Raw genomic sequence first — 18,974 nt, 5'->3', positions numbered from 1 at the left:
TCAGATGCGCAGCCGGTCGGGCGTAGGCATGGGCCAGGGACCGGGGTATGGCCCAGATGCTCTCAGATCCGAGCTTGTCAGATGACAGGAGGTCGGCCCAGTCGCGTCAGCCGCCACACCGTACGCCACTTCATGGGAGTACGCGGGCCGCACGGCGTCGTCCAGCCCTCCTTGAAGCCGCCGAACCAGGCCTTCAGGGCCGGGCCCGAGGGGCGTCGGGCGAGGGTGAGCAGCAGCCAGACGCCCAGGTAGACCGGGACCAGCAGGGCGGGGAGGTTGCGGCGGGCCAGCCAGACGCGGTTGCGGGCCACCATGCGGTGGTAGACCGCGTGCCGGGAGGGGGCGGTCGTCGGGTGCAGGAGCACCATGTCGGACCGGTAGTCGATCATCCAGCCGGCGTTCAGCGCGCGCCAGGCGAGGTCGGTCTCCTCGTGGGCGTAGAAGAACTCGCCGGGCAGCGGGCCGACCTCGGCGATGACCTTCGTGCGCACCGCGTTGGCGCCGCCGAGGAAGGTCGTCACGCGCGAGGAGCGCATCGGGTCGGAGGCCCGCAGCCGCGGCACGTGGCGCCGCTGGGTGACGCCCGTGTCCGGGTCCGCGATGCGGAAGCTGATGATGCCGAGCTCCGGGTCGGCCGCGAAGGCCTCGCGGCACAGCTGGGCCGTGTCCGTGTGGGCCAGCAGGCCGTCGTCGTCCAGGAAGAGCAGGATGTCGACGTCGGTGCCGCCGGGGCCGAAGGCCTCGATGCCGACGTTGCGGCCGCCGGGGATGCCGAGGTTCTCGGGGAGCTCGACGGTGCGGACGCCTTCGGGGACGTCCGGCACCGGGGCGCCGTTGCCGACCACGACCACCTCGACCCGCTCGCCGTCCTGCTTGGCGACCGAGTCGAGGAGGGCGCGCAGCTCCTGCGGCCGGTTGCCCATCGTGATGATGACGGCGCCGACGGTCAGCTCTTGTGCCGGGGTGTTCACTTCAACCTGCTCGATACGAGGATGGACACGAGGTGGAGCAGGGTCTGGAGCATCGCGATGCCCGCGAGGACCGCGACCCCGACGCGCGAGAAGAACAGGTCGCCGCGGGCCTGGTCCACGATCGCGAGGACCAGGATCAGCAGGGACGCCTCGACGCCGAGGATCAACCGGTGGAACTTCAGCGCGGCGGCCGCCTTGCGGGCCAGCGCCATCCCGGAGGAGCGCGGCTCGGACGCCGACTCCTTGACCGGCTCCTTGCCCGTCTGGTGGCGGGCGACACCGACGAGGTCGGTCTCGGCCTTGATCAGGATCGCGCCGAGGGCGGCCAGGGTGCCGAGGAAGGCCCACAGCCAGTCGATGCGGCCGCTGCCCCACAGGTCGGCGGCGCGCAGGCCGAAGCCGACCAGGACCGCGGCGTCGCACAGGTAGGCGGCGACCCGGTCGAGGTAGACGCCCGCCATCGAGTACTGCTTCTTCCAGCGGGCGATCTCACCGTCCACGCAGTCGAGCAGCAGGTAGAGCTGGACCGCGAGCACGCCGAGCACGGCGCCCGTGATCCCCGGCACCAGCAGGGCAGGGGCGGCGAGGGCGCCGGCGACGGTCATCACGTAGGTCAGCTGGTTGGGCGTGACCCGCGTGTTCACCAGGTGCCGGTCGATGCGCAGGGAGACCTCGCGCATGTAGAGCCGGCCGGCCCAGTGTTCGCCGCTGCGCCGGTCCTTCACCCCCGGGGGGTGAACGACCGGGCGGAGCTCAGCTACCGATGGCTTTTGCATAGTCGGCGTATGCGTCCCTGATCTGGTCGGTGGACAGGTCGAGGTGTTCCAGGATCGTGTAGCGGCCCGGGCGGGTCTGCGGAGCGAACTCCACGACCTTCACGAACTCTTCCACGGTGAAGCCGATCTCCTCCGGCAGCACGGGCAGGCCGTGGCGGCGCAGCACCGAGGCCATGTACGCGGACTCCTCGCGGGCACCGCGCAGGTGCATCGCGAAGGCCGCGCCGAGGCCGCACTGCTCGCCGTGGCTGGCGGCGCGCTTGGGGTAGAGGAGGTCGAAGGCGTGGTTGATCTCGTGGCAGGCGCCGGACGCCGGGCGGGAGTCGCCCGACACGGACATCGCGATGCCGGTGAGGACCAGGCCTTCGGCGAGGACCTGGAGGAAGCCGTCGTCGCCGACCCCGCCGGGGTGGCGCAGGACGGCCTCGCCTGCCTGGCGGGCCATGGCGGCCGCCAGGCCGTCTATGTCCTCGCCGCGCTCGCGGGCGGCCAGCTCCCAGTCCCGGATCGCCGAGATGTTGGAGAGGGCGTCGCCGATGCCGGAGCGGACGAAGCGGACGGGCGCCTCACGGATCACATCGAGGTCGATGACGACCGCGATGGGGTTCGGCACGCCGTACGAGCCGCGGCCCGCGTCGTTGTCGAGGGTCGCGACGGGCGAGCAGAGGCCGTCGTGCGACAGGTTCGTCGCGACGGCGACCAGGGGCAGGCCCACGCGCGCCGCGGCGTACTTGGCACAGTCGATGATCTTGCCGCCGCCGAGGCCGACGACCGCGTCGTAGCGGCCCTTCTTCATGGCGTCGGCGAGCTTGATGGCGTCATCGAGGGTGCCGCCGCCGACCTCGAACCACTCGGCGCCGGGCAGCGACGGCTTGAGGCGGTCGCGCAGGACCGCGCCGGAGCCACCGCTGATGGCGATGGCGAGCTTGCCGGTCGACGAGCAGATCCGCTGGTCGGCGAGGACACCGGCCAGGTCGTCGATCGCCCCCGGCCGGATGTCGACGACGACCGGCGAGGGGATGAGCCTCGTCAGTACTGGCACGCGATCTCCCGGCCCTTGGCGAGGTCGTCGTGGTTGTCGATCTCGACCCACTTGACGTCGCCGATCGGGACCACGTCGACCTTGAAGCCGCGGTTGACGAGCTCCTGGTAGCCGTCCTCGTAGTAGAGGTCGGGGTCCCGCTCGAAGGTGGTCTTCAGGGCATCGGCCAGCTCGTCGGCGGCGGAGCCCTCGATGAGGGTGACGCCGATGTACTCACCGGTGGCCTCGGAGGGGTCCATCAGCTTGGTGATGCGCTGGACGCCCTTGGCGTCGTCGACGATGACCTTCATCTCCTCGTCGGCGAGCTGCTTCACCGTGTCGAGGGCGAGGATGATCTTCTGGCCGTTGCCGCGGGCGGCGAGCAGCGTCTTCTCGACGGAGACCGGGTGCACGGTGTCGCCGTTGGCGAGGATCACGTCGTGCTTGATGGCGTCACGGCCACACCACAGGGAGTAGGCGTTGTTCCACTCCTCGGCCTTGTCGTTGTCGATCAGCGTCAGCTTGAGGCCGTACTTCGCCTCCAGGGCCGCCTTGCGCTCGTAGACGGCCTCCTTCTTGTAGCCGACGATGATCGCGACCTCGGTCAGACCGATCTCCGCGAAGTTGCCGAGCGTCAGGTCGAGGATGGTCGTGTCGCCGTCGACGGGCACCAGGGCCTTGGGCAGGGTGTCCGTGTAAGGGCGAAGACGCCGTCCGGCGCCGGCCGCCAGCACGAGGCCGATCATGCGGGTTCTCCTTCATCGTGTACGGCGGGTGCGCCACGCTTGTGAGCGGTCACCCAGAAGTGGATGCTCTCGACGAGCACCACCAGTGCCACGGCCACGGCGAGTGCCGTGAGCGCGACGGTGAAATCTGTGGCGGACAGCAGGGCCGCTGCCAGCGCGACCACGAGGGTCCTGCCCTCCTGGCCGCCGATCGCGCGCACCAGCCAGGCCGGCGGCGCGCCGGTACCGCCCTTGATGCGGTACACCGTGTCGTAGTGATGGTAGGCGACCGCGGCCACCAGTCCGAAAGCCGCCGGAAGCGCCCCGTTCACATCGGCTTTGGCCGCCAGGACCAGGACCGTGCCGTATTCGGCGGCGCGGAAGAACGGCGGGACCAGCCAGTCCAGGGGCGCCTTGAGGGGCATGACCAGGGCGAGGCCGGACAGGGCGACGTACAGCGCGGCGGCGGCCACGACAAGGGGGCTGCCGTAGGGGTTGCTCAGCGCCGCGCCGACGAGCACGGCACCGCCGACGAAGGCGAGCACGGGGGCGGCGCGCAGCCAGGCCCCGGGCTTGAGCGCGGCGAAGGCCGAGGCCAGCGGGCCGTTGTCGGCGAGGTCCGCGAGGGCTCCGGCGGCCCGGTCGGTGCGGGTGGCCTTGCGGGTCAGCGAGCGCAGGACACGGCCGGCCGTGGTGTAGCAGGCGGCGAACGCGCAGCCGATGAGCAGGACGACGAGGGTGATGCGCGGGGTGGTGACCGCGGTGAGCACGGCGATCATCGCCCAGCGCTCACCGATGGGCAGCACGATCATCCGGCGCACCCAGACCGTCCACCCGACGCTGTCGAGCTTGTCGGAGATGGCGGCGGTGGGGCTGGTGTTGGCGGTGGCGTCGTGATTCGCCTCGTTGAAGGAGAAGTCGACGACGTGCCGGCAGGTCTGGAGCACCATCGCGCCGAGCGCCAGCGCCCATACGTCGTCTCCGCCGCGAGCGGCGCCGAGCGCGAGGCCCGCGTAGTAGGCGTACTCCTTCGCGCGGTCGAACGTCGCGTCGAGCCAGGCGCCGAGCGTGGAGTACTGCAGGGAGTAGCGGGCGAGCTGCCCGTCCGTGCAGTCAAGGACGAAGGAGAAGATCAGCAGCAGACCGGCCGCGACGAAGCCGCCGCGCGTCCCGGTCGCCGCGCAGCCCGCCGCGATCAGGGCGGTGAGCAGCGAGGCGGTGGTGACCTGGTTCGGGGTCAGACCCCGGCGGGCGCACCAGCGGGCGATGTAGCGGGAGTACGGGGAGATGCAGTACGTCGTGAAGAAGCCGTCCCGCGACTTGACCGCGGTGCGCAGGCGGACGGCCTCGTCGTCGACGGCGGCGACGGCCTGGCGCGCTTCGTTGCGGGTCTGCGGGTCGGTGGGGACGGTGGCCACGAGGGTGCCGAGCTCGGGGCGGTGCACGTCCGTCGCGCCGGACTCCATGGCCGCGGCGAGGGAGTCCGGGAGCGGGGCGGTGGCCTCGGCGCTCGTCCGCAGCGCGTGGGTGAGGGCCGTGCGCGCCTCCGGCTTGGCGGTGACGGCGCCGGGCACCGCGGAGGCGGCGAAGCGGGGGTCGGTCAGGCCGAGGCGCAGGGCGTGGACGTGACCGACGAAGCGCGCGTCGACGACGGCGACCCGCTGGTCACCCGGCACGGCGGCGAGCAGCGTCTCGACGTCCGCCGCGTCGGAGGCGACCCGCACGTCGAAGCCGAGGGACCGCAGATCGCCTTCGAGCGGCGACCCGGGGACCGGCTGACCGGTGAGGATGGCGGTCGACAGACGAACTCACTCCTTGATTCCCGGCGCGGCTCGCGCCGGGCACGTGCGTAAGGGGGGCGCCCCTGGCCACAGCGGCCGGGCGGCACGTCGGCAGAGGCTATCGGATGATGAGAAGCGGGCGTTCACCACCCGTTCACGCCCCGATAAGGGCGGCCTGCGAGGGCCTCGGCCTTCGCGATCATCATGGTGGATGGGGGGCCGCCCCTCCAAACCGTGCCCGGATCGCGCCCGGCTTGCCCCCATAGCGTTGGCTTAGGGTGGGCGCCCATGACTTGGCTGATCACCGGCGGGGCCGGATATATCGGGGCACATGTGGCGCGCGTCATGGCCGGCGCCGGGGAGGACGTCGTCGTCCTGGACGACATCTCCTCGGGAGTGCCCCGGCGGCTGCCCGCGGACGTCCCCCTCATCAGGGGTTCGGCGCTCGACGCCGAGTTGTTGCGCCGCGTCCTCGCCGAACACGGCGTCACGGGTGTGGTGCATCTCGCGGCCCGGAAGCAGGTCGCGGAGTCCATGGCCCAGCCGCTGCGCTACTACCGGGAGAACGTGGGCGGCCTGGCGACGCTGCTGGAGGTGGTGGCCGAGGCGGGCGTGCGGCGGTTCGTGTTCTCCTCGTCGGCCGCGGTGTACGGCAACCCGCCGGACGTGGATCTCATCGGGGAGGACACGCCCTGCGCGCCCGTCAGTCCCTACGGCGAGACGAAGCTCGTCGGGGAGTGGCTGGTGCGGGCGGCAGGGCGGGCGCACGGCATGGGGACGGTGTGCCTGCGCTACTTCAATGTGGCGGGCGCCGCGGCCCCCGAGCTCGCGGACACGGGGGTCTACAACGTGATCCCGATGGTCTTCGACCGTCTCACCCGTGACGAACCGCCGCGCATCTTCGGCGACACCCATCCGACGCCGGACGGGACGTGCGTACGCGACTACATCCATGTGTCCGACCTCGCGGAGGCGCACCTGGCGGCGGCCCGGCGGCTCACGGGCGGCGCCACGGGCGACCTGACGGTGAACATCGGCCGCGGCGAAGGCGTTTCCGTACGCGAACTGATCGACCTCATCGGCGAGGTGAGCGGTGACCGTCGGCCGGCGCTGGTGGAGCCGGTGCGCGCCGGTGACGCGCCGCGCGCCGTGGCCGACGCGCGGCGGGCCGCCGAGGAGCTGGGCTGGACGGCTCGGCGCGGGGTGCGCGAGATGGTCGAGTCGGCGTGGGCGGGCTGGCGCCTGCACCACGCTCCGGCCCCTCGCGACTGATCATCCGATCATCGGGGCGCCCTGACCTTCACCCCTTCCCCAGACGGCAATCATTGCCATTTTCGCAGGTCAGGGAGATGACAACGGTGTTCAGTGCCGCGTTGCCAGATACCCCCCACCCGTAGTTCACTGTGGTCGCGCGACGACCGAACAGCAGACCGACGACCGACACGGGAGGCGGGCTCCATGGGGGCTGGGCACGATCACGGACACACACACGGGGCAGCGGCGACGGGGACGGCGGCCCAGGCCCACAAGGGGCGGCTCCGGATAGCGCTCGCCATCACGGTCATCGTGATGTTCGCCCAGATCGTGGGCGGCCTCATGGCGGATTCGCTCGCGCTCATCGCGGACGCCACGCACATGGCGACGGACGCGCTGGGGCTCGGCATGGCCCTGCTCGCCATCCACTTCGCGAACAGACCGCCCACCGAGAGCCGCACCTTCGGCTACGCCCGCGCCGAGATACTCGCCGCGCTCGCCAACTGCCTGCTGCTGCTCGGCGTGGGCGGCTACGTCCTGTACGAGGCCATCGAGCGGTTCGTCACGCCCGCCGAGACCCAGGGCGGCCTCGCCGTCTTCTTCGGCGCCTTCGGTCTGGTCGCGAACATGATCTCGCTCTCCCTGCTGATGCGCGGCCAGAAGGAGAGCCTCAATGTGCGCGGCGCCTTCCTGGAAGTCGTGGCGGACACCCTCGGCTCGGTCACGGTCATCGTCTCGGCGACCGTCATCATGCTCACCGGCTGGCAGGCGGCGGACCCCATCGCCTCGCTCGTCATCGGCGTCATGATCGTCCCGCGCACCGTCAAGCTCCTGAAGGAGACCCTGAACGTCCTCCTGGAGTCGGCCCCCAAGGGCGTCGACATGGCGGAGGTGCGGGCCCACATACTCGACCTGCCGGGCGTCGAGGACGTCCACGACCTGCACGCCTGGACGATCACCTCGGGCATGCCCGTGCTCTCCGCGCACGTCGTCGTGGGCTCCGACACCCTCGACTCCATCGGCCACGAGAAGATGCTCCACGAACTCCAGGGCTGCCTGGGCGACCACTTCGACGTGGAGCACTGCACCTTCCAGCTGGAACCGAGCGGTCACGCGGAGCACGAGGCGAAGCTCTGCCACTGAACGGCGCGACCGGCGGTGCTATATTCGTCCGAACTTTTGGGATCCGAGGAGGTGGGTCGATGTCTGCCGTGGCCGACGCCGCCCTGCGCGGCGACACGTGCATCCCCGCTTCCCGGGCTCGCGCCTGACGTTTCTCGCACGTCCGCGGGCCCCTTACCCAAGGGTTCCCCACGTTGACCGACAACGCTTCCCTCACTGAGATCACCGACGCCTTCTTCGCCCTGCACCACGGCCTGCCGCGGCAGGGCCCGGGCTCCGACGACACCACCCGGCGGCTGCTCTCCCTCGCGGGGACGCTGCCCGAGCGCCCGCGCGTGCTGGATCTGGGCTGCGGGCCCGGCCGGGCCGCGCTCCTGCTCGCCGCCGAGGCGGGTGCCGAGGTGACGGCCGTCGATCTGCACGAGCCGTTCCTCGACGAGCTCCGGGCGTCCGCGCGGGCGTGCGGGCTCGCCGGCTCGATCACCGCCGTCAAGGCCGACATGGCCGAACTCCCCTACCCCGACGGGTCGTTCGACCTCGTGTGGGCCGAGAGCTCGGCCTACAGCATCGGCTTCGACAACGCGCTGCGTGCCTGGCGCAGGCTGCTCGCACCCGGCGGGACGCTCGTCGTCACCGAGTGCGAGTGGACGGCCGCCGAGCCGTCCGCCGCCGCGCGCGCCTTCTGGGAGCGGCACTACACGCTGCGTACCGGCGAGGAGAACGCCCGCGCCGCCACCGCCGCCGGGTACTCCGTGCTCGGGACGCACCAGCAGCCCGAGTCGGACTGGGACGAGTACTACGGTCCCCTGGCCGCCCGCGCGGACGCGGCGGACCCCGGCTCGCCCGGTATGGCCGAGGCCCTCGCCGCCACGCGCGAGGAGATCGCGATGCGGCGTGAGCACGGGACGGAGTTCGGTTACACCGGCTACGTCCTGCGTCCCGTCGCGTCCGGCTCCTGGCCGACCCGGCCGGAGAGCGCCGCCGACGCGGCCGCCGTGCACGCCGTGAACGGCGCGGCGTTCGAGACCGGGGCGGAGGCCGACCTCGTGGAGGCGCTGCGCGCGGACCCGGAGGCCTGGCTCCCCGGTCTGTCGTACGTCGCCGAGGCGCCGGACGGCTCGGTCGCCGCGTACGCGCTGCTCACCCGCTGCCGGGTGGGCGGGGCGCCCGCGCTGGCCCTCGCGCCCGTCGCCGTACGCCCGGAGCATCAGCGGACGGGGGCAGGATCGGCCGTCGTCCGTGCGGTGCTGGACGCGGCACGCGCGCGTGGGGAGCGGCTGGTCCTCGTACTGGGGCATCCGGCGTACTACCCGAGGTTCGGTTTCGAGCCCGCTTCGGGATACGGGATCAGGCCAGGGTTCGAGGTTCCCGACGAGGCCATGATGGCCCTTGTCCTGAACGAGTCCGGTGATTCCGCGCCGCTGCCACAGGGCACGATCAAGTATCCGGCCGCTTTCGGGGTCTGAGGCCCCTCCGGGCGCCCTCACGGGTGGTGTCCGGCCGGCATGTCCCGGCGCGTTGGTACGCGCCGGGACATGCGGCCCCCGGAGTGCCTGGAGTGTCCGGAACGTACGGCAGACTTGAGGCTCGAAGACCGAAGCGAAGGATGGGTATGCCGATCACACCTGCCACCGCGGCGAACAGCTCGTCGAACGGCACCGGAGAAGCGATCTTGCTCGAACTCGTCGACGAGGACGGCAGGACGATCGGCACGGCGGAGAAACTCTCCGCTCATCAGGCGCCCGGGCAGTTGCACCGGGCGTTCTCCGTTTTCCTCTTCGACGAGCGGGGGCGGCTGCTGCTCCAGCAGCGCGCCCTCGGCAAGTACCACTCCCCCGGCGTCTGGTCGAACACCTGCTGCGGCCACCCCTACCCGGGCGAGGCGCCCTTCGCCGCGGCCGCCCGGCGCACGTACGAGGAGCTGGGGGTGTCGCCCTCGTTGCTCGCCGAGGCGGGCACCGTGCGCTACAACCACCCCGACCCGGACTCGGGTCTGGTGGAGCAGGAGTTCAACCACCTCTTCGTGGGGATGGTCCAGTCGCCGCTGCGCCCGGACCCCTCCGAGGTCGGTGAGACCGCGTTCGTGACGGCCGAGGAGCTGGCGGCCCGGCACGAGAAGGGGCCGTTCTCCGCCTGGTTCATGACTGTGCTCGACGCGGCGCGGCCCGCCATCAGGGAGCTGACGGGCCCCTCCGCGGGCTGGTAGCCGCCGGGCTTCGGGGGCAGGGCTTCAGGGGCAGGGCCGCCCAGATGACCTTGCCCCCGCTCGCGGTGTGCTCGACCTCGCAGGCGCCGCCCGCCTCCCGCGTGATCTCGCGGACGAGGAGGAGTCCACGGCCGCCCGTCTGCCCGTGGTCCGCCTCCAGGGCCGTCGGGCGGTAGGGGTGGTTGTCCTCGACCGAGACACGCACCCATTCGGCGCCGACCGCGACCTCCACCGCGAGCATCGGCGAGAGCAGGGCAGCGTGGCGCACCACGTTGGTGACCAGCTCGGAGACGATGAGCAGCAGCCCTTGGATCAGCTCGTCCGATGCCGGTACGCCCTGCCGGGCCAGCAGGTCGCGCACCGCGTGCCGTGCCTGGGGGACGGAGGCGTCGACGGAGGGGGCGGTGAAGCGCCACACCCCTTCGTACGGCACCCGTGCGTCACCGCTGGGAAGTGGGCCCGGCCCCCTCCCGTCGTTCTCCATCGTCCGGTCGCCGCCCTCGCGCTCGATTGTCACCACACATCGAGTGTTGGGAAGGCACTGGTTCGGACCGCGCTACTGACCAGAAGTCAGCGATTATCGACGCGATTTGATCGGGGGCGTATGACAGCGTCAGTCGTACGACTGATCCTGCCCCCCTTGTTCGCCCTTCACGGTTTCTTCAGGTTGTACGAGGCTGACGATCCCGCGGCCCCCGATGCCGGTGGCGATCAGTCCCAGGCCGTCGAAGAGCAGCGCCAGGGAGAAGAAGCAGCCGATGACGTACTGGCTGCTGCTGGGCCATTCGGCGAGGACGAGGATGCCGAGCAGCAGGCCGAAGGCGCCCTGCACCAGCGTCCAGCCGAACTGCGGGCCGCGCACCACCAGGCTGCCGACCAGGCGGAACACCCCGCCCGTGAGGAAGAGCAGCGCCGCGAACATGGTCAGCGCCTCCGCCGCCACCTCGGGCCGGCGGATGATCACGACGCCCGCCGCGAGGTTCAGCGCCGCGACCACCACGCCCAGCCAGAAGAAGCTGCTGCCGCGCGACTGGACGGCGTGCAGCAGGCCGACCAGGCCGCCGACCAGCAGGAGCCAGCCGAAGAGCAGCATCGAGGTCAGCGTGGCGAGACCGGTGTAGACGAGGCCGATGATCCCGGCGACCGCCAGGACCACGCCCAGCACCGCGAGCCAGCCGAAGCCACGGCTCAGACGCTTGCTTTGGGCCTGCGCCGTCGTGTTCCGCGGCCGCACGTACTTGGGGTCCTTGCGTCTGGCCATCAGCGTCTCCGTATCGCTCGGCGCCCCTTCTTGATCGTACGTTCGAGGGGTGCGGATAGCATCCGGCGCATGGAGCCCCAGCTGAGGCACACCGTCACGGACGGCGTCGCCACCGTCGTCATCGACCATCCGGCCAAGCGCAACGCCATGACCGAGGACATGTGGCGCCGGGTGCCGCCGCTGCTGGCGGAGCTGGCCGCCGATCCGGCCGTACGCACCGTCGTGCTCACCGGCGAGGGCGGCACCTTCTGCGCGGGCGCGGACATCTCCTCCCTGCGGGGGTCGGCGCAGACGGCGCAGGACCTGGCGGTCCGGGCCGAGGAGGCGCTCGCGGCCTTCCCCAAGCCGACGCTCGCCGCGGTGCGGGGCTACTGCGTGGGTGGCGGCTGCCAGCTGGCCGCGGCGTGCGACCTGCGCTTCGCGGACGAGGACGCCTCGTTCGGGATCACTCCGGCCAAGCTCGGGATCGTCTACTCGGCGTCGTCCACCCGGCGCCTCGTCTCTCTGGTGGGGCCGGCCACCGCCAAGTACCTGCTCTTCTCGGGTGAGTTGATCGGCGCCGAGCGGGCGCTGCGCGCCGGCCTCGTGGACGAGGTGCTGCCCTCGGGCGGCCTCGACAAGCGGGTCGCGGAGTTCGCCCGGACCCTCGCGTCGCGCTCCCGGCTGACGCAGGCGGCGGCCAAGGAGTTCGCCGCGGGGCACACCGGCCGGGAGGCGTACTGGCGGGACCAGGCGCGTGGCAGCGGCGAGACCGCCGAGGGGGTCGCCGCCTTCCTGGAGCGCAGGCAGCCCCGCTTCACCTGGCGCGTTCAGGCCGACTGAGCGGGCTTTCGCGGGCGCTCGGCGCCGTCCGACGGGCCGTCGAGCACCGGGCCCAGGCGGGCGAGCGGGGACGCCGACATCAGCACCGGGGAGAGCATCATCCCCGCGGCCGTCACCAGGAGGGCGGTGCGCGGCCCCCACTCCTGCGCGAGGAACCCGCCGAGCAGGGAGCCGAGCGGGGTCATGCCCATGCCGACGAAGGTGACCGTCGCGGCCGCGCGGCCCTGCATCCCGGCGGGTGTGAGGGCCTGGCGCACCGCCATCACCGTGACGTTCACCAACTGGCCGAAGGTTCCGAACACGAAGTTGACCGCGAGGAGCACGGCCAGGGTCGTCGCCGATGAGCCGTGCAGCGCCGGCACGCACAGCAGCACACCGTCGCCGAGCGCGGCCGCAGTGACGAGCACCGGGCCGTGCCCGAACCGGCCCGGCAGGCGTGCGGCCAGCACCGAGCCGAGGAGCGCGCCCGGCCCCGTCGCCGCGAGCACGAGTCCGACGGCGGTCCCCGTCAGGTGCAGTTCCCTCGGGAGGAAGAGCAGGTAGGCGGTCATCATGGCCGCGAGGAAGAGCTGGAAGGCGGCCGAGGCGAGACACACGGTCCGCAGCGGGCTCGTGGCGACGAAGCGGAGGCCCTCAAGGATCCGCCGTCCCGTCCGGACAGGACGTGCCGACCGCTCCGGGATCTCTTCGCCACGGCGGACCCGTCTGATCGACAGGAACGACAGGGCGAAGAACAGCGCGCCGGAGACGGCGGCGACCGGCACCGACAGGAGGGACACCAGCGCTCCGCCGAGGGCGGGGCCGCCGATCTGCGCGGCGGACCGGCTCCCCTCCAGGGCGCTGTTGCCCCGTACCAACTGATCGCGTCTCACCAGCCGTACGAGCGACGACTGATAGGCCACGTCGAAGAAGACGGACAGCGCGCCGACGGCGAAGGTGACCGCGAGGAGCGCGGGCAGGCCGAGCCCTCCGAGGAGGGCCGACACGGCGGCGGCGCCGAAGGCCAGGGCCCGGCCGGCGTCCGCCCACACCATCACGGTGCGGGTACGCCACCTGTCCACCCACGCGCCGGCGAGGAGCGAGAGCAGCAGGATCGGCGCCTGGCCCACGGCGCGGAGTGCGCCCAGCCGATCGGCGCCGACGTCGAGGGTCAGGACGGCGTAGAGCGGCAGGATCACCAGACCGGCGTGTTCACCCAGCTGGGAGGCGCTCTGGCCCAGCCAGAGCCGGCGGAAGTCATTGTCCCGCCACAGGTCGCGTCCATCGGACGTGGCGGGTACATCGGAGGAAGCGGACGGCACACGGACCCCTGGGAACACAGGCGACGAGGCCCGCCGCCCGGCGCGTGGGCGGTGCGGGCGGGGAAGGGCTCGCTGTGCCGCGTATCAGGGGCAGCACGCGATGACAGGCCGGTCAGGGCCTACGACGTCAACGCGCGCTCGGGCGACCGGGCATGTCTCGGCTCCTCATGTCCTCACGTCCTCATGGGTCACTCGGTGTCCCCGCACCCTATTTCCCGAAGGGCCCGGCGCGAAAGGCGGTTCTTCGCGGCTACTGCTCGAAGCGGCTGCGGTCGCGGAAGCGCGCCACGAGGTGCGCGGGGGCCTTCTCCGGGGAGCCGGCGTCGTAGGGCGGCTGCGGGTCGTACTCGGTCAGGAGCTGCACGCTCTGCGCGTGCTCCTCGCCCGCGATCCTGCCGGCCAGCGTGAGCCCCATGTCGATGCCCGCCGAGACACCGGCCCCGGTGACGTACTTCCCGTCGAAGACGACCCGCTCCCCCGTGGACCGCACGCCCAGCCGGTCCAGCATCGGCAGCGCGAGCCAGTGCGAGGTGGCGCGGCGGCCCGTGAGGAGGCCCGCGGCGGCGAGTGCCAGGGAGCCGGTGCACACCGAGGTCGTCCAGGTCGTGGTGGCGTCGACGGTGCGGAGCCAGCCGAGGAGCTGCTCGTTCTCCATCTGGTCGCTCTGTCCGGGGCCGCCGGGGACGACCACGATGTCGGGGCGCGGGACGTCCGCGAAGGACTTGTCGGCGACGAGCGCGAGGGTGCCGCTCTCGTCGCGCACCGGGCCCGTCTGTTCGGCCACGAAGACGGTCTCGGCGCCGGGGAGGTCCTTCAGCGTCTGGTACGGACCGATGGCGTCCAGGGCGGTGAAGCGTTCGTAGAGGGCAATGGCTATCTGCATGGTGTGTCCCTTCCCTATGGGTGTGGGCGAGTGGGGGACGTGGTGGTCGTGCCGGTCGGCGCCGTGCCGGGGCGGAAGCGGCGGCGGTACTCCGCGGGCGCCGCGCCGAGCGCCTTGACGAAGGCGCGGCGCATGGCCTCGGGTGTGCCGTAGCCGCACGCGCGTGACACCTCCTCCACCCCGTCGGAGGTGTCCTCCAGGAGCCTGCGGGCGTGTTCGACGCGGACGCGCTCGACGTACTTGCCCGGTGTCAGGCCGGTCTCGGCCTGGAAGGCGCGGGCGAAGTGGCGGGGCGAGAGGCGGGCCCGCGCGGCGAGCGCGTCGACCGACAGGTCGCCCGCCGGATGCTCGGTGATCCACTGCTGGACGTCGCGCAGCGGTTCGCGCCGCGCCGTCTGGGCGCAGAGCTGGGCGCTGAACTGCGCCTGGTTTCCCGGGCGGCGCAGGAAGACGACCAGGTGCCGGGCGACGGTCAGCGCCACCGCGCGGCCCAGGTCCTCCTCCACGAGCGCCAGGGCGAGGTCGATCCCCGCGGTGACCCCGGCGGACGTCGCGACGTGGCCGTCGCGCACGTAGATCGGGTCGGGGTCGACGTCGACGCCGGGATGGTCCTCGGCGAGCTTGGCGCAGTACGCCCAGTGCGTCGTCGCCCTGCGGCCCTCCAGGAGGCCCGCCTCCGCGAGCCGGACGGCACCGGTGCAGACCGACACCAGGCGCCGGGCGCGCGGGCCGTGGACGCGCAGCCAGCCGGTCAGCTCCGGGTCCGGGGAGCGCGTGCCCGTGCCACCGGGGACGAGCAGCGTGTCCGGAGCCGGGGCGTCCGGGGCGGCGGGCAGCGCGCAGTCCGGCACCAGCGTCAGGCCGCTGGACGTCCGCACGGGGGCGCCGTCCAGGGAGGCGGTGCGGACGACGTATCCGCCGTCGGCGCCGTCGAAGCAGCGCGCCGCGCCCGTGAAGACCTCCACCGGGCCCGTGACGTCGAGGCTCTGGACGCCGTCGAAGAGGACGACCAGGACGGTTCGTTGCTCCATGCCCCGATTCTTGGCCTCGGGGAGGATGGCCGCAATGACGAGTACCCCACCTTTCCTGCCATCCGGCGGCCACCGAGGAGCGCCATACCAACCAGTAGGTACCGTGCCCCCATGACCTCTTCGACGTCCTCCTCGACGACTTCTTCGACGACCCCCTCGACGACCTCGTCCTCGGCGGCCACGCCGCACCCGCGCGCGGGACGCCGCTGCCACAACGTCCTGAACTCCCTGCACTCGACGCACTACTTCTCGCCGGACGTGACGCGGGAGCTGGCCGGGCTCGGGATAACGCATCCCAGCGCCGTCAACTTCGCCGTGCGCGCGGCGGCCTTGGGCGCCGTCGGCGCGGGCACCGTGACCGCCGCCTTCTACAACTACAAGCACGACCTCGTCGCGGCCCACGTCCCCGAGGTGTGGAGCACCGCCGCGCCGAAGGAGGTCCTCGCCGCGCGCCTGCGTGCCGTCGACGCCACGCTGCGCAGGCTGCTCGGCGAGGAGGCCGTCGCCTCACCGGAGATGGCGGAGGCCGCCGGGCTCGCGCTACGTGCCGCCGAGGCCTGCACCCGCACCGCGCGTCCCCTGTACTCCGCGCACGCCGATCTGCCCGTCCCCGAGGAGCCGCACCTCGCGTACTGGCACGCGGCGACGCTGCTGCGCGAGCACCGCGGCGACGGACACCTGACCGTGCTGCTCGGCGTCGAACTCGACGGCCTGGAGGCGATGGTGACCCACACCGCCACCGGCAAGGGCATCGCCCCGAAGTGGGTCCTGAAAAGCCGCGGCTGGTCCCAGGAGGAGTGGGACGCCGCCGAGGAGCGGCTGCGCGGGCGCGGACTGCTCGGCTCCGAGGGCGAGTTGACCGAGGCCGGCGTGGCGCTGCGCAAGGACATCGAGGCGGAGACGGACCGTCTGGACCGGGCACCCTACGCACACCTTGGCGCGGCTGGTGTCGAGCGTCTGACGGAGCTGGGGAGCGCGTTCATCGGCGCGGCGCTGCGGGCCGGGGCGTTCCCGGCGGATCTGGTCGGCAAGGGCTGAGGCGCACTCCTGCGGGCACGGCGGCATGGCCCAGCGGCTGCGAGGTACCCGTCCGTCTCCTGGCCGCCACCCCGGCCGCGCCGGGAGACGAAAGGGGAATCCTCATGTTCCGTGCCATCGCGGACATACTGCGTCAGATCGCCGGCGCCATCGCCACCGTCGTCACGCTGCCGTTCCGGGCGGTGGCCCGGCTGTTCGGCGGAGCGTCCAGTTCCGCGGGGCGGGGCGGCCGGAGCGCCGGCCGAGGTTCCGGCCGCATGGGCCGCACCCGCCGGGTCTGATCACCCACTGTCAGCGCCACCTGCCACAATTGCCCGGCAACCTCAGTGAGAAGGCGGTACCGGAACGTGGCAGCTTTGACGACGTCCACTCCCTCGTCCATCGAAGGCAGGATCGCCGAGGAACTCGGCGTGCGGGAGCGGCAGGTGAAGGCCGCCGTCGACCTGCTCGACGGCGGCTCGACGGTGCCCTTCATCGCGCGCTACCGCAAGGAAGCGACCGAGATGCTCGACGACGCGCAGCTGCGCACGCTCGAAGAGCGCCTGCGCTACCTGCGTGAGCTGGAGGACCGGCGCGCCGCGATCCTCGACTCGGTCCGTGAGCAGGGCAAGCTCACCGACGAGCTGGAGGCGCGGATCCGCGAGGCGGACACCAAGGCGCGCCTGGAGGACATCTACCTGCCGTTCAAGCCGAAGCGGCGTACCAAGGCGCAGATCGCCCGCGAGGCGGGGCTCGAACCGCTGGCCGACGGTCTCCTCGCCGATCCGGGAGTGGAGCCGCAGGCCGCCGCCGCGGCGTTCGTGGATGCCGACAAGGGCGTCGCGGACCCGCAGGCCGCCCTTGACGGAGCGCGCGCGATCCTCGCCGAGCGCTTCTCCGAGGACGCCGACCTGATCGGCGAGCTGCGCGAGCGCATGTGGGTGCGCGGGCGCCTCGTCGCGAAGGTCCGCGAGGGCAAGGAGGAGGCGGGCGCCAAGTTCGCCGACTACTTCGACTTCGCCGAGCCCTTCACGGAGCTGCCCTCGCACCGCGTCCTCGCCATGCTGCGCGGCGAGAAGGAGGAGGTCCTCGACCTCGTCCTCGAGCCCGAGGAGGCCGACGCCGCGCCGGGGGTGCCTTCGTCGTACGAGGGGATCGTGGCCCAGCGCTTCGGCATCGCCGACCGCGGCCGCCCCGGCGACAAGTGGCTTCAGGACACGGTGCGCTGGTCCTGGCGGACCCGCATCCTGGTCCACCTCGGCATCGACCTGCGGCTGCGGCTGCGCACGGCCGCCGAGGACGAGGCGGTGCGGGTCTTCGCCTCGAACCTGCGGGACCTGCTGCTCGCGGCGCCCGCGGGTACGCGCGCGACGCTGGGCCTCGACCCCGGTTTCCGTACGGGTGTGAAGGTCGCCGTCGTCGACGCCACCGGCAAGGTCGTCGCCACCGACACGATCCACCCGCACGTCCCGGCCAACAAGTGGGACCAGTCCCTGGCCACGCTCGCGAGGCTCGCCAAGGAGCACGCGGTCGACCTGATCGCCATCGGCAACGGCACGGCGTCGCGGGAGACCGACAAGCTCGCCGCCGACCTCATCGCGAAGCACCCGGAGCTGAACCTCACCAAGGTGATGGTCTCCGAGGCGGGCGCCTCCGTGTACTCCGCATCGGCCTTCGCCTCGCAGGAGCTGCCGGACCTCGACGTGTCCATCCGCGGCGCGGTCTCCATCGCGCGGCGGCTCCAGGACCCGCTCGCCGAGCTGGTGAAGATCGACCCGAAGTCCATCGGCGTCGGCCAGTACCAGCACGACCTGTCGGAAGTGAAGCTGTCGCGTTCGCTCGACGCCGTCGTCGAGGACTGTGTGAACGGCGTGGGAGTGGACGTGAACACCGCCTCCGCCCCGCTGCTCGCCCGGGTCTCGGGTATCGGCGCGGGCCTCGCGGAGAACATCGTGGCCCACCGCGACGCGAACGGCCCGTTCAAGAGCCGCAAGGGCCTCAAGGACGTGCCCCGGCTCGGCCCGAAGGCGTACGAGCAGTGCGCCGGCTTCCTGCGCATCCGCGGCGGCGACGACCCGCTGGACGCCTCCAGCGTGCACCCGGAGGCGTACCCGGTGGTGCGCAAGATGGTGAAGTCGGCGGGCGGCGCGGTCTCCTCGTTGGTCGGGAACACGGCTGTGCTGCGCTCGCTGAAGCCGGACGATTTCGTGGACGACGTCTTCGGGCTGCCCACGGTCACCGACATCCTGAAGGAGCTGGAGAAGCCCGGGCGCGATCCGCGTCCCGCGTTCAAGACGGCCACCTTCAAGGACGGCGTCGAGAAGATCTCCGATCTGGCCGCCGGGATGGTGCTCGAAGGCGTCGTCACGAACGTCGCGGCGTTCGGGGCGTTCGTGGACGTCGGTGTCCACCAGGACGGTCTGGTGCACGTCTCGGCCATGTCCAGGAACTTCGTCAAGGATCCGCGGGATGTCGTCAAGCCCGGCGACATCGTCAAGGTGAAGGTCATGGATGTCGACATCCCGCGCAAGCGGATCTCGCTGACGCTGCGGCTCGATGACGAGGCGAGTCCCTCGGGTTCCGCGGGTTCGGGTTCCTCGGGCCAGGCCGGTGGGGAGCGGCCGAAGCGCGGCGGGCGTCCGCCTCAGCAGCGGCGGCAGGGGCAGGGTGGCCAGGGACAGCGCGGTGGTCAGGGCCAGCGTGGGCAGAAGCCGCAGCGGCAGGGCCCGCCGCCCGCCAACGACGCGATGGCCGAGGCGCTGCGGCGGGCCGGTCTGCTCGATCCGAAGCGGCGCTGAGTCCG

The 18,974-nt window shown here is 72.1% G+C and carries 17 protein-coding genes and 1 pseudogene; 8 read left to right on the top strand and 10 right to left on the bottom strand.

The window, feature by feature from the left end; translation table 11 throughout:
* Window positions 1–77 precede the first annotated feature (77 nt).
* Genes KKZ08_RS34150 through KKZ08_RS34130 form a run of 5 tightly spaced genes read right to left on the bottom strand, consistent with a single transcriptional unit; the run spans window position 78 to window position 5,295 of the window.
* A complete protein-coding gene (locus tag KKZ08_RS34150) occupies window positions 78–923 on the bottom strand; it encodes a glycosyltransferase (protein ID WP_223779302.1) in 846 nt (281 codons plus the stop codon).
* Window positions 924–967: 44 nt separating this feature from the next.
* Window positions 968–1,747: a CDP-alcohol phosphatidyltransferase family protein gene (locus KKZ08_RS34145; RefSeq protein WP_223778111.1), complete on the bottom strand. Its 780-nt coding sequence runs from the start codon at window positions 1,745–1,747 to the stop codon at window positions 968–970.
* Window positions 1,725–2,789, bottom strand: a complete 1,065-nt coding sequence (locus KKZ08_RS34140) for an iron-containing alcohol dehydrogenase family protein (protein WP_223778110.1) — start codon at window positions 2,787–2,789, stop codon at window positions 1,725–1,727. The genes KKZ08_RS34145 and KKZ08_RS34140 overlap by 23 nt, the downstream gene beginning before the upstream one ends.
* On the bottom strand, window positions 2,777–3,514 hold the full coding sequence (locus KKZ08_RS34135; RefSeq protein WP_223778109.1) for a phosphocholine cytidylyltransferase family protein: 738 nt from the start codon (window positions 3,512–3,514) through the stop codon (window positions 2,777–2,779). The genes KKZ08_RS34140 and KKZ08_RS34135 overlap by 13 nt, the downstream gene beginning before the upstream one ends.
* A complete protein-coding gene (locus KKZ08_RS34130) occupies window positions 3,511–5,295 on the bottom strand; it encodes a DUF5941 domain-containing protein (protein ID WP_223779301.1) in 1,785 nt (594 codons plus the stop codon). Before KKZ08_RS34130 ends, KKZ08_RS34135 begins: the two co-directional genes overlap by 4 nt.
* A 267-nt stretch (window positions 5,296–5,562) precedes the next feature.
* On the opposite strand from KKZ08_RS34130, the gene galE reads away from it, so the two are divergent.
* The 4 genes from galE to idi all read left to right on the top strand — a co-directional run bounded on the left by galE (window position 5,563) and on the right by idi (window position 9,856).
* Window positions 5,563–6,546, top strand: coding sequence for a UDP-glucose 4-epimerase GalE (galE, locus tag KKZ08_RS34125; RefSeq protein WP_223778108.1), 984 nt, complete (start codon window positions 5,563–5,565; stop codon window positions 6,544–6,546).
* 186 nt (window positions 6,547–6,732) lie between these two features.
* A complete protein-coding gene (locus tag KKZ08_RS34120) occupies window positions 6,733–7,671 on the top strand; it encodes a cation diffusion facilitator family transporter (protein WP_223778107.1) in 939 nt (312 codons plus the stop codon).
* Window positions 7,672–7,844: 173 nt separating this feature from the next.
* Window positions 7,845–9,116: a bifunctional class I SAM-dependent methyltransferase/N-acetyltransferase gene (locus KKZ08_RS34115; protein WP_223778106.1), complete on the top strand. Its 1,272-nt coding sequence runs from the start codon at window positions 7,845–7,847 to the stop codon at window positions 9,114–9,116.
* Window positions 9,117–9,262: 146 nt separating this feature from the next.
* On the top strand, window positions 9,263–9,856 hold the full coding sequence (gene idi / locus KKZ08_RS34110; protein ID WP_223778105.1) for an isopentenyl-diphosphate Delta-isomerase: 594 nt from the start codon (window positions 9,263–9,265) through the stop codon (window positions 9,854–9,856).
* Here the strand turns inward: idi and KKZ08_RS34105 are convergent.
* Together KKZ08_RS34105 and KKZ08_RS34100 are read right to left on the bottom strand one after the other, a co-directional pair.
* Entirely contained in the window at window positions 9,822–10,340 is a 519-nt protein-coding gene (locus tag KKZ08_RS34105) for an ATP-binding protein (protein WP_223779300.1), read from the bottom strand. The genes idi and KKZ08_RS34105 overlap by 35 nt on opposite strands.
* A gap of 129 nt (window positions 10,341–10,469) precedes the next feature.
* Window positions 10,470–11,117, bottom strand: coding sequence for a DUF308 domain-containing protein (locus tag KKZ08_RS34100; protein WP_223778104.1), 648 nt, complete (start codon window positions 11,115–11,117; stop codon window positions 10,470–10,472).
* 69 nt (window positions 11,118–11,186) lie between these two features.
* Here KKZ08_RS34100 and KKZ08_RS34095 point away from each other — a divergent pair, with 69 nt between their 5' ends.
* Window positions 11,187–11,939 carry an enoyl-CoA hydratase/isomerase family protein gene (locus tag KKZ08_RS34095; protein ID WP_223778103.1) on the top strand — a complete coding sequence of 251 codons (753 nt, stop codon included), beginning with the start codon at window positions 11,187–11,189 and terminating at the stop codon, window positions 11,937–11,939.
* Here the strand turns inward: KKZ08_RS34095 and KKZ08_RS34090 are convergent.
* From KKZ08_RS34090 to KKZ08_RS34080, 3 genes are all read right to left on the bottom strand, one after another.
* Window positions 11,927–13,240, bottom strand: a complete 1,314-nt coding sequence (locus KKZ08_RS34090; protein ID WP_223778102.1) for an MFS transporter — start codon at window positions 13,238–13,240, stop codon at window positions 11,927–11,929. The two genes, KKZ08_RS34095 and KKZ08_RS34090, sit on opposite strands and share 13 nt — an antisense overlap.
* 250 nt (window positions 13,241–13,490) lie before the next feature.
* Complete coding sequence (locus KKZ08_RS34085) at window positions 13,491–14,123, bottom strand: DJ-1/PfpI family protein (RefSeq protein ID WP_223778101.1); 633 nt, start codon at window positions 14,121–14,123, stop codon at window positions 13,491–13,493.
* A gap of 14 nt (window positions 14,124–14,137) precedes the next feature.
* Window positions 14,138–15,154, bottom strand: coding sequence for a GlxA family transcriptional regulator (locus tag KKZ08_RS34080; RefSeq protein WP_223778100.1), 1,017 nt, complete (start codon window positions 15,152–15,154; stop codon window positions 14,138–14,140).
* Between the two features lie 111 nt (window positions 15,155–15,265).
* On the opposite strand from KKZ08_RS34080, the gene KKZ08_RS34075 reads away from it, so the two are divergent.
* The 3 genes and pseudogenes from KKZ08_RS34075 (at window position 15,266) to KKZ08_RS34065 (ending at window position 18,969) form a co-directional block, all read left to right on the top strand.
* Window positions 15,266–16,192, top strand: coding sequence for a hypothetical protein (locus KKZ08_RS34075; RefSeq protein ID WP_223778099.1), 927 nt, complete (start codon window positions 15,266–15,268; stop codon window positions 16,190–16,192).
* Window positions 16,193–16,296: 104 nt separating this feature from the next.
* Window positions 16,297–16,428 (top strand): annotated as a pseudogene (locus KKZ08_RS34070) (LPFR motif small protein); the annotation flags it as partial.
* 111 nt (window positions 16,429–16,539) lie between these two features.
* Window positions 16,540–18,969 (top strand): Tex family protein, encoded by a 2,430-nt coding sequence (locus KKZ08_RS34065; RefSeq protein ID WP_223778098.1) that lies wholly within the window; start codon window positions 16,540–16,542, stop codon window positions 18,967–18,969.
* The last annotated feature ends 5 nt before the right edge of the window (window positions 18,970–18,974 follow it).

Source organism: Streptomyces sp. 135 (assembly GCF_020026305.1).
Classification (GTDB): Bacteria; Actinomycetota; Actinomycetes; order Streptomycetales; family Streptomycetaceae; genus Streptomyces.
The sequence above is the reverse complement of the archived record's forward strand: the minus strand, read 5'-3'. Positions and strand labels throughout refer to the sequence as shown.

Excerpts from the sequence above, each read along its gene's own strand:
- KKZ08_RS34150 (WP_223779302.1), bottom strand. The coding sequence starts at position 923 with ATGGGCAACCGGCCGCAGGAGCTGCGCGCCCTCCTCGACTCGGTCGCC.
- KKZ08_RS34145 (WP_223778111.1), bottom strand. The coding sequence starts at position 1,747 with ATGCAAAAGCCATCGGTAGCTGAGCTCCGCCCGGTCGTTCACCCCCCG.
- KKZ08_RS34135 (WP_223778109.1), bottom strand. The coding sequence starts at position 3,514 with ATGATCGGCCTCGTGCTGGCGGCCGGCGCCGGACGGCGTCTTCGCCCT.
- galE (WP_223778108.1), top strand. The coding sequence starts at position 5,563 with ATGACTTGGCTGATCACCGGCGGGGCCGGATATATCGGGGCACATGTG.
- KKZ08_RS34120 (WP_223778107.1), top strand. The coding sequence starts at position 6,733 with ATGGGGGCTGGGCACGATCACGGACACACACACGGGGCAGCGGCGACG.
- idi (WP_223778105.1), top strand. The coding sequence starts at position 9,263 with ATGCCGATCACACCTGCCACCGCGGCGAACAGCTCGTCGAACGGCACC.
- KKZ08_RS34105 (WP_223779300.1), bottom strand. The coding sequence starts at position 10,340 with ATGGAGAACGACGGGAGGGGGCCGGGCCCACTTCCCAGCGGTGACGCA.
- KKZ08_RS34100 (WP_223778104.1), bottom strand. The coding sequence starts at position 11,117 with ATGGCCAGACGCAAGGACCCCAAGTACGTGCGGCCGCGGAACACGACG.
- KKZ08_RS34095 (WP_223778103.1), top strand. The coding sequence starts at position 11,187 with ATGGAGCCCCAGCTGAGGCACACCGTCACGGACGGCGTCGCCACCGTC.
- KKZ08_RS34085 (WP_223778101.1), bottom strand. The coding sequence starts at position 14,123 with ATGCAGATAGCCATTGCCCTCTACGAACGCTTCACCGCCCTGGACGCC.
- KKZ08_RS34080 (WP_223778100.1), bottom strand. The coding sequence starts at position 15,154 with ATGGAGCAACGAACCGTCCTGGTCGTCCTCTTCGACGGCGTCCAGAGC.
- KKZ08_RS34075 (WP_223778099.1), top strand. The coding sequence starts at position 15,266 with ATGACCTCTTCGACGTCCTCCTCGACGACTTCTTCGACGACCCCCTCG.